We start from the raw sequence: 11,625 nt of genomic DNA, 5'->3' as shown, positions 1-11,625 counted from the left end.
GTCCCCGGCCGTTCCTCAGGAAAAAAGGTCCTGAATCTTTTTGGAGAATCCCACCGTCACTGCGCCGTCCTTGTGCTCGATCAGCGGGCGGCGGATGAGCGAGGGGTTCTCGACCGCCAGGCTGACGGCCCTGGCCTCGGTAAGGTTTGCCGTCTTCTCAGGCGGCAGGCCGCGCCAGGTGTAGCCCGCCCTGTTGATCATCTTTTCCCAGCCACCCAGCGCCTTCGACCACGCTGCAACTTGATCCTTGGTGACCGGGTGTTCTTTGACGTCGGAAAAGCTGTGCTTGATTTTATGTTCGTCCAGCCAGTCAATTGCCTTCTGGCAGGTTGAGCACTTGGAAAGTCCATAGAGCTTGAGAGTCATTGTGCCGTTACCTGTTGAGAGAAAGTGTCTTGTCGGTGAAAGCATCCGCTCCACCCGCAATCTGGTCTGTAAACGCCCGGAACAGCCCCTCGATCATCGGTTTCTCGATATCCTTGACGATAAACACGAGGCGGGTCCGTTCGTCTTCGTCCGGCCAGGCCGCAAGCCTGACTGGCGGATGAAATACGTGCTGAACCCCGTGCAGGACCACCGGACGCAACGGATCGTCAGAGACCTTCACGATGCCCTTCATCCTGAGCAAATTGGCCCCGTGGTAGGACTTCAGCAGCTCCATGAACAGTTCTAGGCCATGCGGGCTGATGGCATTGTCATCGATGAAGGTGAAGGACCGGATGTGGTCGTCATGGCGGGAAACATCATGCTGATGATGGCCTGCGTGGTCGTGTGAATGACGGTGGCGCCGGCCCCGCTTCTCCCCCGTTTCGTAGGCCTCGGCGGCGAGCCAGCCTTGGACATCAGCTGTCTTGGTCTTGGGGTCGAAGAGCCCCATGGTGAACAGCCGCTCGGCCGTCGCCTCATTGCGGTGTGTGGTCAGGAGGCGGGCCGCGGGATTGAGCTTCCGGAGCCGGCCAATGATGGCAAACAACATGTCTTCGCCTTCGCGGCCGACCAGAAGATCGACCTTGGTGAGCACGATACGATCTGCCACCGCCACCTGTTTCACCGCTTCGGGGTGGGCATCGAGGGTCGCCATGCCGTTGAAGGCGTCCACGACGGTGATGACGCCCTCCAGGCGGCAGGCGGCAAGAAGTCCCGGCTCGCTCATCACGGCGTGGAGGACGGGCGCAGGATCTGCCAGGCCTGTCGTTTCGATGAGCACGCGGTTGAAGCTCTTGATCTCTCCCCGGCCCCGCCGGGCCAGCAGGTCGTGTATTGTGTCGATCAGGTCGCCGCGAATGGTGCAGCACAGGCAGCCCGATGCCATCTCGATGACGTTCTCATCCGCCCGCTCAACCAGCAGGTGATCGATGCCGACGTCGCCGAATTCGTTGATGATGACTGCCGCATCGCTCAGGAACGGGTCTTTCAGCAGATAATTCAACAGTGTGGTCTTTCCCGCACCAAGAAAACCGGTGAGGATTGCTACGGGAATGGGGGCGTGGGACATACTGCTATTTCTTCCATCTTCCGAGCAGGCTGGATGCCACAAGAGCGGCGAGAACGAGCCCGCCTCCGGCATACTGATTAATCAAAAGTCGTTCACCAAGGATTCCGGCTGCGGTTAACGTGGCAACGACGGGTTCCAGATTATAGAACGGGGCGACAGTGGAGGCTGGCGAAAACCGGAGCGAGAGCATGTGCCCAAGGTAGCCGACCACATAGACAGCGGCCACCCCGCACATGAATGCGAGGCCGAGGTTCGTGGCCGAACCTCCGGGCAAGAAATTCAGAGACCCATGCCCAACGATGAGGGAGATCAGCAGAATGGGCGGCAGGATCATGACATGGACCAGGCTGCCAAAACTTGCCGGCGTCATGTAGCGTGAAATGGCCCGGCCAGAGAAGAACTGCAGCGTTGCGCCTGCCGCAGCCATTGCCGCAAGGAGGATTCCGCGGATATCGAGACTGTCGAAGCTCGGCCCTACGGCGACCGCCAGTCCGCAGAAAGCGAGAATGGCGATCAGGATCCGGAGGAGCCCTGGATTGCGCCCTTCAACCAGTGGCGCCAGCAGCATGATCAGCACCGGAAAGAGATAGAAGATGATCACGGCGAGACCGACCGGAATGAACTGCACCGAGGCCAGGTAGGCGACGGAGACGAAGAATGTGGCGATGGCCTGGCCGATGAAGCTGGGCCACGCACCTTTTGGAACCGAGAGCGGTTCACTCTTGGCAACGGCAAGAATTGCGAACACGATGGCAATCACAAAGGTACGGAAAAGCGTGCTCTCGATGGGTGATACGCCGCCCTCTATGGCGGTGCGGACGAAAATGGGAACCAGGCCATAAAGAGCGGCAGCACCAAGCGCGCAGGCAATCCCCAGTCCCGCCCGGTTGATCATGTCTCGTCAGTTCTTCTTTTTCTTCTTGCGCACGGGCGGTTTCGTCACCTTGCTGACCTCGTCCCCCTCGGGATCGGCGACGGGCGCAGGCGGCTTTACAGGGTCCGGCACCAATGCCGCAATGCGCGCGAATGTCTCGGGTGGTATCACCTCACACGGTGCTTTTTCTGCGCGGTAACGAACGCAAGCAGCCTCGCTCAGTGGCTGGTTCAGGTTCCACATCGCGGCAAGAAATCCACGTTTTTCCGGAAGGCGGACGATTCCTGGTGTTCCAGGCAATTCCATACCCGATTTGCTCAGCATTCTCCCGCGCAGCGCCATGTCAGCGGTCGCAGAAGACTCATAAGCTCCGAAAGATATGCCCCAACCACCGAGATCCTTCGACATTGCCACAGCAATGGGCTTCTGCTTGCAGACTTGGCTCGTCATGTCCGTCGGCACGATCCCGCCCGTCTGAATATTGGGGATGGACTGAATCTTGACGCGCGGAGCTGAAGGCCGGGAAAAGCCATCGATCAGCAGCATCTCCGCCAGATCAACACGATGCTTCCCGCTGTTGGCGCCAAAGATCACGGCGCCAAGGCGGCGGCCATCATGTGTTGCTGTGGCGACCAGATTGAACCCGGAGCTGCAAACGAATCCAGTCTTCATGCCGTCCGACTCCGGCATCTGGCGGAGCAGTGAGTTGCGGTTGGCAAGCTTTCGCTTTCCCACGGCCAGGAAGGGTTGCGAGAAATAGTGATCGTACTCCGGAAACTCCCTGAGCAGCGTCGATGCCAGAATCGCAATGTCCCGCGCCGTGGTGACGTGGCGGTGGTCGAACAGGCCGTTTGGATTGGCGAAGTGGCTACCCGTCATCCCCAGCTTCCGGGCCTGGGCATTCATCTCCGCAGCAAATGCGGGAATGCTGCCTGACGCGGCCTCAGCCAAAACATAGGCCATGTCATTGGCGGAATAGACGAGAAGTGACTGCAAGGCAAAATCGAGGCTGACAGTCTGCCCCACCGGAACGCCGATCTTGCTTGGAGGCTGGGAATGGGCAAGCGCAGAGACGGGGATCTTCTGTGTGAGGAAAAGCTGTCCGGTCCGCAATTTCTGAAAAATCACATAGGCGGTCATCAGCTTGGTAATGGACGCCGGGTACCAAGGCTCGCCCGCGCGATCTTGTGAGATGACTTCCTCGGTCGCCGGGTCAAACAATATCGAAGGTCCGGCCGCAAAGGCGCTGACCGGCACGCACAAAAGAAGAACCGCCACGATAATGCGTTGAAAAGCCGGCAACAGAGGAATGCTCCTGGTACTGCGGTGACTGCCAAGCCTCTCTGTCATCACAGGAATCAGTCCAATCTGCGGCAGCAGTGCATATCCGGTGGTGCCCCTGGAGGGACTCGAACCCCCACGCCCTTGCGAGCAACAGATTTTGAGTCTGCCGCGTCTACCATTCCGCCACAGAGGCCAGTCGGAAGGCCATAATTGCCCGCTCTTGCGCAGTCAACCGTAAAGGGCGAGAACCAGTTTCCATGATCCGGATCACCGATTCAATTGCTATCAACGAGGATGAGATTTCCTGGTCTTTCAACCGGGCTTCCGGCCCTGGCGGACAAAACGTCAACAAGGTGTCCACCGCGGCAGAGCTGAGGTTCGATGTCGCCCGCGCCTTTCTTCCGGAAGAGCTGAAGCAGCGGTTGCGCCCATTGGCGGGACGGCAATTGACGCTGGACGGCGTACTTGTGATCACCGCACAGGAAACCCGCTCACAGGAGCGCAACCGTGACATTGCGCTCCAGAAGCTGATTGAGCTCTTGCGCAAGGCATCGCACCGGCCGAAACGGCGCATCGCCACCAGGCCTACCCGTGCTTCTAAGACGCGGCGGCTCGACTCGAAGTCGAAGCGGTCCACGACCAAGAAGCTTCGTAGTTCCAGACCAGATTCGGATTGAAATCCCTATGTTGAAACGCCTCTACGACTGGACCCTGGCGCTCGCCGCGCGGGAGTCGGCTGAGACCTGGCTCGCGGTCATCGCCTTTGTCGAAAGCTCCGTATTTCTTGTTCCCGCGGACGTCCTTTTCGTTCCGATGGCATTGGCACGGCCGAAACGGGCATGGCGCTTTGCCTTCATTGCCACCTTAGCTTCGGTCTTAGGTGGCATTGCTGGATACCTCCTCGGTTACTTCGCGTTCGAAGCGCTGGCCAAGCCGGTTCTCACCTTCTACGGCAAGTTGGACGAATTCGAGCACTTGAAGACGTGCGCGGGCGAAGACACACTGATGATGCTACTTGTAACGTCGGGTCTTGCCCATCTGCCGCCGATCAAGGTGGTCACCATTCTCGCAGGTGTGGCGCAGATCAGCTTCGTCTTCTTCGTTGTTTCCTGCGTCATTGCACGCGGCGCACGGTTTTATGCGCTTGCCTGGGCGCTGCGCCGCTATGGTGAGCCGATCCGCCATTTCCTCGAGCGCAGGCTGGGACTTCTTGCCGCCATTGCGGCAGGCGTGGTGATTCTGCTTTATGTCATTCTCAAATACTCAGGTATTGCCGGTGGTATGACATCATGTTGAACAGCTTGACCCCCCAACGCGCAGCGCTGCTGATCTTCGCCGTGGCATTGGCCACCATTCTGGGAGCGTGGATATTCGAGTATCTTGGTTACGCGCCCTGCGAACTCTGCCTGAAGCAGCGCTGGGCCTATTACACCGGCGTTCCTCTGGCACTCATCGTGGCGCTGCTCGCTCCGCGCAGCCCCGGTATTGCGAAGGTCGGTCTCGTGCTGCTCGCCATTCTTTGGTTCTGCAGCATGGTGTTCGGGATCTATCATTCCGGTGTTGAATGGAAATGGTGGCCCGGTCCGACAACTTGCACCGCCCAGGCAGGCTTTTCTGGGGGGCTGCCCGATCTCTCGAAACCCGCTGTGCTCTGCGATACCCCGGCAATTCGCATCCTCTGGCTATCGCTGGCGGGATGGAATGCCCTGATCTCGCTGGGGCTCGCGTTGGCCGCGATTGCAGGATTGCGTGGTCAGGGATCGAGTTCGGTATCCCAGTATAGGTAATCCTGCCAGCTCTCGTGGAGGTAGTTTGGTGGGAAGTAGCGCCCATTGCGATGGAGTTGCGCAACGGAAGGTCGGATCGGCTTCTGCGCCGGGAACATGTTGATCTGTTGCGGCAGATAACCGCCCTTCGTCAGATTACAGGGAGAGCAGGCGGCGACCACATTTTCCCAGGTTGTCTGGCCGCCTTTTGAGCGCGGAATAACATGGTCGAACGTCAGATCTTCATGATCTCCGCAGTATTGGCAGGTGAAGCGATCCCGCAGAAAAACGTTGAACCGGGTAAATGCCGGGGTCCGCGACGGTTTTACATAGGTTTTGAGGGAAACGACGCTAGGAAGGCGGAATTCGAAGCTCGGACTTCTCACAACCTTGTCGTATTCGGAAACGATGTTCACCCGCTCCAGAAACACGGCCTTGATCGTGTCCTGCCAGCTCCACAGCGACAAGGGATAGTAGCTCAACGGGCGGAAGTCCGCGTTGAGAACCAGGGCAGGGCAGGCTTCCGGCGCAACCGGCACGAATTGCAAGCACACCTCTCAGGGTCGATTCCCGTGGAGATTACTATAGCTTGTGTGGCAATCATGTGAAGCCCCCTCATCACTCCCGTGGCATGCGGCGCAGGTTCCGGTAGTGCTGCCACAAGATCAGCGCTGCTGTCGACCGGTCTGGCCGCCAGGCGTCTCCGATGCGCACCAGTTGGTCCGTCGAGGGCCGTTCGGCAAGCGACAAGAGATCCTGTGCTGCGACTTGCAGCGCCAGATCCGCCGCGGGCCAGGCATCGGCAGCTCTCAGCCCAATCAGGAGAAAGATGCTGGCGGTCCACGGCCCTACGCCCGGTAGCGCCGTCAATAGACGAAAAACGTCTTCCTCTGCCTGCTGTCCGGCCGAACTAAATTGTCCGGCAGCGAAGGCTCGCGCTGCGAAATGAAACGTTCTCGCTTTGGCTCCCGAGAGGCCGAGCGCCCTCAGGTCCGCATCGGAGCGCGCCAAAACTGCTTCCGGCGAGAAATCACCTAGCTGATTGCAAAGTCTGTTCCAGATTGCCTCTCCTGCCTTAAGCGAAATGAGCTGATCGGTAACGATGCGCAGAAGGCACTTGAGGTCAGGCTCCGCGTGACGCAGCGGAGGCAGTCCGTTCCTCTCGATGACCGACGCAAATCGAGGCTCGGCACAGGTGAGCCGATCCGCGGCCAATGCGAGGTCATCCAGTGTATCGAGCCGCTTCATTTCCCCTGTTTGACCTTTGTTTGATTTACCCGCAAGAGCAGGTCATGAGCCGGCCCATCTTCCGTTTTGCGCCCAGTCCGAATGGCCATCTGCATCTTGGCCATGCTTTTTCCGCACTGCTCAATGCCCGCATGGCAGCAGAAGTGGCCGGCCGGTTTCTCGTTCGCATCGAGGATACTGACGAGACCCGCTCTCGCCAGGAGTTAGTCACGGCGATCTTCGAAGATCTGACCTGGCTTGGACTGCAGTGGGAGCAACCGGTGCGCATCCAGAGCGAACACTTCCCAGAGTACCAAAGCAATCTCCACAGGCTCTGGAACATGGGTGCAGTTTATCCATGCTTCTGTTCACGCAAGGAAGCACTGGGGAAAGCCTTGCCGATCCAGGATCCGGACGGGCAACCGCACTACGGCGGCACGTGCAGACTGCTCTCTCCGGCAGAGGTCAACGGGCGCATATTGCGAGGCGATACTCACGGCTGGCGTATTGACATGGAGCGGGCTGGTGATGATGCGGCCGCTATTTGGGGCGATACGATGATCGCCAAACGTCACGTCGGCTCGAGCTATCACATTGCCGTCGTCACCGATGATGCCCTGCAAGGCATCACCCATGTGGTGCGGGGCATGGATATTGAACCATCCACAGCGCTGCACAAATTACTCCAGCGGCTGCTGGGCCTGCCAACACCTCATTACCACCACCACGAACTGATCCGCGACGCGGCGGGAAACAAGCTCTCCAAGAGCCTTGCCAGCACGTCCCTCCGGGAGCTCCGCCAGAAGGGAACAACTGCCGGCGATATACGCGAGAGGCTCGGATTTTCAGGATCAGAAGTCTGAAGCGATACCCTTGGTTTCCCAGTCGCCAAAGCGTGTCGGCTCCGGCCCTGACGGGCCGTTCAGCTCCTTTGGGCGTTTCATTGCTGACAGTGTCTTGCGGCGTTCTTCAGCTTCCGTAAGGGCGCGCTGCGCTTCGGGAGAGTTTGGCTTTTGGCTCATGCTCTTGTCGTCCATCATCATTGCCCTCATATGGATAACCGCCAGAGCACTTGGCAAGGAGGAGTTTTCGGCATGAATACCATGCGCACGGGATTGCTGATGGCGGCGCTGATGGGTCTTTTTCTGGCGGCAGGCTATCTTATTGGCCGCGAGCAGGGAATGTTCATTGCCTTTCTTATGGCTGCCGGCATGAATCTGTTCGCTTACTGGAATGCCGATAAGATGGTGCTTCGCATGCATGGCGCCCGCCAGGTCGACCGGCAGACCGCGCCTGAATTCTACGGCTTGATTGAAGACCTGTCACAGCGCGCTGGCCTGCCGATGCCGAAGGTCTACATCATGGACAATCCCCAACCCAACGCTTTTGCGACTGGCCGTAACCCCCAGAATGCCGCCGTCGCCGCCACGACCGGCCTGCTTCAGATCCTGAGCCGGGACGAGATTGCCGGCGTCATGGCCCACGAACTTGCCCATGTGAAGCATCGTGACACGCTGGTCATGACGATGACTGCGACGATAGCCGGCGCAATATCGATGCTCGCCAATTTCGGCATGTTCTTCGGTGGCGGAAGGGACCGGAACAATCCGCTGGGTGGCGTCGCCATGCTTCTCACGATTTTGGTGGCGCCGCTTGCTGCAATGCTGGTTCAAATGGCGATCAGCCGGACGCGCGAGTATGGTGCCGATCGCGGGGGAGCCGAAATTTCCGGCCAGCCCCTGGCGCTCGCCTCTGCCCTCGCGAAGATCTCTGGAGCAGCACACCGGATTGAAAATCCGACTGCGGAAGCGAATCCTGCAACAGCGCACATGTTCATCATCAACCCATTGTCAGGAGCGCGTATGGATGGCCTGTTCTCGACCCATCCAGACCCCGGTAACAGGATTGCCGAATTGCAGAGAATGGCGGAGCAGATGGGATCGAACTTACGGTCAAAGACTGATGACGGACCGTGGAGCAGCAGATCGTCTCATGCGGCAGGGCCCTGGGGTTGAAGCCCTCCGCCCCTGAGGCACATGGGTTGGAGGTGCGGCTGCTGGCAACCACATTGTTGCGCATGTGCCTCGAGAGGCGGCTGCCCGTCGAAGATGCCGTCAGTGGAAGTGACAAGGCATCTTCATTGCCTCCTCGTGACCGTGCACTTCTCTCGACCTTATTGCTCACGAGCTTCCGGCACCGCGGGGAGGTCGAGGCCATTCTCGCCAAGCTGCTCGATAAGCCTTTGCCCCGAAAGTCCGGGTCGGCGCGGGATATTTTGGTTCTTGGGGTGACGCAGCTGCTCTTCCTTGACATGCCACCTCATGCCGTCATCGATCTTGCGGTGCGTTCAGCCAAGGCTGACCGCAATGCGCTTCATTTCTCAGGTCTGGTGAATGCGGTTCTGCGCAAGGCGGCACTCATGGGGCCTGAGTTCCGCATGTCTCTGGATGCGGTCCGGCTGAATACCCCCGATTGGCTGTGGAACAGGTGGACGAGGGCCTATGGTGAGGACACCACGCGCAGCATCGCCCTTGCGAATGCAGATCGGCCGGGATTGGACTTGAGTTTCAAGGACGATTCGGCGTCGTGGTTAGAGCTGCTTGAGGGTGTTTGCCTTCCGAATGGCCAACTGCGGTTGCCGGTGGCGCATGTACCTGTGCCGGAACTTGCCGGATTTGCCGAGGGAGCCTGGTGGGTTCAGGACGTTGCCTCGAGCATCCCGGCACGGCTGTTCGGTGATCTCAATGGAAAGAGAATATTGGATCTCTGCGCTGCGCCTGGCGGCAAGACGCTGCAGTTGGCGAGTCTGGGCGCTGAGGTAACTGCTGTAGACATTTCGGAGCAGCGTCTTCGCAGGCTCACACAGAACTTGGCCCGTACCGGCCTTGCTGCCGAAATCCGCACGCTGGATATGTTTGATCCCGGCCTTGAGGATTGCGGCTGGGATGGCGTGCTGCTTGACGCACCCTGTTCGGCAACGGGCACGATCCGCCGTCACCCCGAGCTTCCCTACCTAAAAGACGAAAGCCAGGTTTTAGAGCTCGCTGGCCAGCAGCGGCGCATGCTGCGCCGGGCGGCGGAACTCGTGAAGCCCGGTGGAATGCTGGTCTACTGCAGTTGTTCACTTGAGCCTGAAGAGGGCGAGAGTCAGATTAGAAGCTTCCTGAGACGCGACGAACGTTTCGAGATCGTGCCGGCTGCGGGTTCCGTTGGTCCGGAGGAGTCCTTGACGGCAGAGGGTTGGATCCGGACTCTTCCGTCTATGCGGTTTGGGAGTGCTCAGGGGATGGACGGCTTCTTCGCAGCGGGTTTGCGCCGGCAAGTGTGAGTGTTGTTCTTGGCCATGAAAGTGCTATTCCCGCCGCAGAAACCACCACCATCGAGAGGCATCGATGACCGAACCCGTCCGCCGCGCGCTGCTTTCCGTTTCCGATAAGAACGGGCTCTTACCCTTCGCCACACGGCTCGTTTCGCTCGGAATTGAACTGATTTCGACCGGCGGCACCGCCAAATCGCTGTCAGATGCCGGCCTTCCGGTAACCGAAGTATCCTCCGTGACAGGTTTTCCCGAAATCATGGACGGCCGGGTGAAGACCCTTCATCCTTCGATCCACGGTGGCCTGTTGGGCGTGCGGACAGATGCGGCGCACATGGCGGCGATGGCTTCTCACGGCATCACCCCAATCGGATTGCTCGTCGTCAATCTCTATCCTTTTGAGGCCGCGGTTGCGCAGGATGCATCCTGGAACGACACGATCGAAAAAATTGACGTCGGAGGGCCGGCGATGATCCGCGCTGCTGCCAAAAATCATGATTCGGTGACCGTCATTGTTGACCCAGCCGACTATGAGTTGGTCGCACGGGAGCTGGAGGTGGCCTCACTGGTCACCTCGTTAAGAACCCGTCAGTCTCTTGCGGCAAAGGCCTTTGCCCGAACCGCTAGCTATGATGCGGCAATCAGCCAGTGGTTCGCATCTCACTCGGAGGAGCCCATGGCCAATTGGTTTGCGACGGGCGGCAACAAGATTCAGAGTCTGCGATATGGAGAAAATCCTCATCAGCAGGCGGCATTCTACGCGGTACCCGGCAAACGTTTTGGCATCGCGGCTGCGCGCCAGTTTCAAGGCAAGGAATTGTCCTACAATAACATCAACGACACTGACGCAGCTCTTGAGTGCCTCGCGGAGTTTGAAAGGGGCGGTGAGCCCGCCTGCGTGATCGTGAAGCATGCTAATCCCTGCGGGGTCGCAATTGGGGCCGATCTGACAGATGCCTATCAAAAGGCGCTGAGTTGCGACCCGGCAAGTGCATTTGGCGGAATTATAGCGCTCAACCGGCCCCTCGATGCTGTGACGGCTAGGGAAATCATCGGCCTTTTCACCGAGGTGATCGTTGCTCCGTCAGCCGATGATGAAGCGCTCGAGATCATTTCAAGGAAAAAAAACCTACGCTTGCTCCTGCTGGATGGGCACCCGGTATCCGGTGGTGGATTCGCGGTGAAATCGGTAGGCGGAGGTCTTCTTGTTCAAACAAAGGACTGCGCATCAGTCGATTCAATGGACCTCAAGGTCGTCTCTAAGCGTGTGCCTACAGTTGCTGAGATCGCGGATCTGCGGTTTGCTTTCCGGGTGGCCAAGCATGTGAAGTCGAATGCCATTGTCTATGCAAAGCATGGCACGACCGTAGGAATCGGGGCTGGTCAGATGTCACGGGTCGATTCCGCGAGGATTGCAGCTCGCAAGAATGCAGATGTTTCACGTGAAGCGGGAAACGCTCAGCCGACGATCCGCGGATCAGTCGTGGCGTCAGACGCCTTCTTCCCATTTGCCGATGGGCTGTTGGAAGCAGCCGAGGCCGGTGCCACCGCGGTCATCCAGCCTGGCGGCTCGCTTAGAGACGATGACGTAATCCGCGCGGCTGACGAAGCGGGGCTCGCCATGGTCTTTACCGGCGCTCGACATTTCCGGCACTGAATGAAG

Annotated in this window: 14 protein-coding genes and 1 tRNA gene; 7 read left to right on the top strand and 8 right to left on the bottom strand. The window is 59.0% G+C overall.

From position 1 onward, the window contains the following. Positions 1-15 precede the first annotated feature (15 nt). The 5 genes from ACO06F_RS12255 to ACO06F_RS12235 all read right to left on the bottom strand — a co-directional run bounded on the left by ACO06F_RS12255 (position 16) and on the right by ACO06F_RS12235 (position 3,846). The gene (locus ACO06F_RS12255) at positions 16-366 is read right to left on the bottom strand and encodes a Spx/MgsR family RNA polymerase-binding regulatory protein (protein WP_421693034.1); all 351 of its coding nucleotides are present in this window, start codon (positions 364-366) and stop codon (positions 16-18) included. 7 nt (positions 367-373) lie between these two features. Next, positions 374-1,495, bottom strand: coding sequence for a CobW family GTP-binding protein (locus tag ACO06F_RS12250; RefSeq protein ID WP_421693033.1), 1,122 nt, complete (start codon positions 1,493-1,495; stop codon positions 374-376). Positions 1,496-1,499: 4 nt separating this feature from the next. Further along, the gene (locus ACO06F_RS12245; RefSeq protein ID WP_421693032.1) at positions 1,500-2,390 is read right to left on the bottom strand and encodes a DMT family transporter; all 891 of its coding nucleotides are present in this window, start codon (positions 2,388-2,390) and stop codon (positions 1,500-1,502) included. 6 nt (positions 2,391-2,396) lie between these two features. After that, positions 2,397-3,671 (bottom strand): D-alanyl-D-alanine carboxypeptidase family protein, encoded by a 1,275-nt coding sequence (locus tag ACO06F_RS12240; protein WP_421693031.1) that lies wholly within the window; start codon positions 3,669-3,671, stop codon positions 2,397-2,399. 89 nt (positions 3,672-3,760) lie between these two features. After that, a tRNA-Leu gene (locus ACO06F_RS12235) sits at positions 3,761-3,846 on the bottom strand. Between the two features lie 64 nt (positions 3,847-3,910). Here ACO06F_RS12235 and arfB point away from each other — a divergent pair. Genes arfB through ACO06F_RS12220 form a run of 3 tightly spaced genes read left to right on the top strand, consistent with a single transcriptional unit; the run spans position 3,911 to position 5,440 of the window. Then, complete coding sequence (arfB, locus tag ACO06F_RS12230) at positions 3,911-4,330, top strand: alternative ribosome rescue aminoacyl-tRNA hydrolase ArfB (RefSeq protein WP_421693030.1); 420 nt, start codon at positions 3,911-3,913, stop codon at positions 4,328-4,330. A 7-nt stretch (positions 4,331-4,337) separates the two neighbouring features. Continuing rightward, positions 4,338-4,949 carry a YqaA family protein gene (locus ACO06F_RS12225; RefSeq protein WP_421693029.1) on the top strand — a complete coding sequence of 204 codons (612 nt, stop codon included), beginning with the start codon at positions 4,338-4,340 and terminating at the stop codon, positions 4,947-4,949. Beyond that, positions 4,943-5,440: a disulfide bond formation protein B gene (locus tag ACO06F_RS12220; RefSeq protein WP_421693028.1), complete on the top strand. Its 498-nt coding sequence runs from the start codon at positions 4,943-4,945 to the stop codon at positions 5,438-5,440. Before ACO06F_RS12225 ends, ACO06F_RS12220 begins: the two co-directional genes overlap by 7 nt. Here the strand turns inward: ACO06F_RS12220 and ACO06F_RS12215 are convergent. Together ACO06F_RS12215 and ACO06F_RS12210 are read right to left on the bottom strand one after the other, a co-directional pair. Beyond that, positions 5,407-5,967, bottom strand: a complete 561-nt coding sequence (locus ACO06F_RS12215; protein WP_421693027.1) for an HNH endonuclease — start codon at positions 5,965-5,967, stop codon at positions 5,407-5,409. The genes ACO06F_RS12220 and ACO06F_RS12215 overlap by 34 nt on opposite strands. Before the next feature lie 70 nt (positions 5,968-6,037). Continuing rightward, positions 6,038-6,667: a DNA-3-methyladenine glycosylase family protein gene (locus tag ACO06F_RS12210; protein ID WP_421693026.1), complete on the bottom strand. Its 630-nt coding sequence runs from the start codon at positions 6,665-6,667 to the stop codon at positions 6,038-6,040. Between the two features lie 44 nt (positions 6,668-6,711). On the opposite strand from ACO06F_RS12210, the gene gluQRS reads away from it, so the two are divergent. Continuing rightward, complete coding sequence (gene gluQRS / locus ACO06F_RS12205; protein ID WP_421693025.1) at positions 6,712-7,509, top strand: tRNA glutamyl-Q(34) synthetase GluQRS; 798 nt, start codon at positions 6,712-6,714, stop codon at positions 7,507-7,509. On the opposite strand, the gene ACO06F_RS12200 is transcribed toward gluQRS, so the two are convergent. Beyond that, the gene (locus ACO06F_RS12200; RefSeq protein ID WP_421696676.1) at positions 7,498-7,683 is read right to left on the bottom strand and encodes a DUF1674 domain-containing protein; all 186 of its coding nucleotides are present in this window, start codon (positions 7,681-7,683) and stop codon (positions 7,498-7,500) included. The genes gluQRS and ACO06F_RS12200 overlap by 12 nt on opposite strands. A gap of 57 nt (positions 7,684-7,740) precedes the next feature. On the opposite strand from ACO06F_RS12200, the gene htpX reads away from it, so the two are divergent. From htpX to purH, 3 genes are all read left to right on the top strand, one after another. Then, positions 7,741-8,661 (top strand): zinc metalloprotease HtpX, encoded by a 921-nt coding sequence (gene htpX / locus ACO06F_RS12195; protein ID WP_421693024.1) that lies wholly within the window; start codon positions 7,741-7,743, stop codon positions 8,659-8,661. After that, positions 8,619-9,974 carry an RsmB/NOP family class I SAM-dependent RNA methyltransferase gene (locus ACO06F_RS12190; protein ID WP_421693023.1) on the top strand — a complete coding sequence of 452 codons (1,356 nt, stop codon included), beginning with the start codon at positions 8,619-8,621 and terminating at the stop codon, positions 9,972-9,974. Before htpX ends, ACO06F_RS12190 begins: the two co-directional genes overlap by 43 nt. A 64-nt stretch (positions 9,975-10,038) precedes the next feature. Beyond that, a complete protein-coding gene (purH, locus tag ACO06F_RS12185; RefSeq protein WP_421693022.1) occupies positions 10,039-11,619 on the top strand; it encodes a bifunctional phosphoribosylaminoimidazolecarboxamide formyltransferase/IMP cyclohydrolase in 1,581 nt (526 codons plus the stop codon). The last annotated feature ends 6 nt before the right edge of the window (positions 11,620-11,625 follow it).

Source organism: Aestuariivirga sp., assembly GCF_965227715.1.
Lineage (GTDB): Bacteria > Pseudomonadota > Alphaproteobacteria > Rhizobiales > Aestuariivirgaceae > Aestuariivirga.
This window is presented reverse-complemented; position numbering and strand designations above follow the sequence as displayed.

Coding starts and splice junctions, on each gene's coding strand:
- ACO06F_RS12255 (WP_421693034.1), bottom strand. CDS start 366: ATGACTCTCAAGCTCTATGGACTTTCCAAGTGCTCAACCTGCCAGAAG.
- ACO06F_RS12250 (WP_421693033.1), bottom strand. CDS start 1,495: ATGTCCCACGCCCCCATTCCCGTAGCAATCCTCACCGGTTTTCTTGGT.
- ACO06F_RS12245 (WP_421693032.1), bottom strand. CDS start 2,390: ATGATCAACCGGGCGGGACTGGGGATTGCCTGCGCGCTTGGTGCTGCC.
- arfB (WP_421693030.1), top strand. CDS start 3,911: ATGATCCGGATCACCGATTCAATTGCTATCAACGAGGATGAGATTTCC.
- ACO06F_RS12225 (WP_421693029.1), top strand. CDS start 4,338: ATGTTGAAACGCCTCTACGACTGGACCCTGGCGCTCGCCGCGCGGGAG.
- ACO06F_RS12220 (WP_421693028.1), top strand. CDS start 4,943: ATGTTGAACAGCTTGACCCCCCAACGCGCAGCGCTGCTGATCTTCGCC.
- ACO06F_RS12210 (WP_421693026.1), bottom strand. CDS start 6,667: ATGAAGCGGCTCGATACACTGGATGACCTCGCATTGGCCGCGGATCGG.
- gluQRS (WP_421693025.1), top strand. CDS start 6,712: ATGAGCCGGCCCATCTTCCGTTTTGCGCCCAGTCCGAATGGCCATCTG.
- ACO06F_RS12200 (WP_421696676.1), bottom strand. CDS start 7,683: ATGGACGACAAGAGCATGAGCCAAAAGCCAAACTCTCCCGAAGCGCAG.
- htpX (WP_421693024.1), top strand. CDS start 7,741: ATGAATACCATGCGCACGGGATTGCTGATGGCGGCGCTGATGGGTCTT.
- purH (WP_421693022.1), top strand. CDS start 10,039: ATGACCGAACCCGTCCGCCGCGCGCTGCTTTCCGTTTCCGATAAGAAC.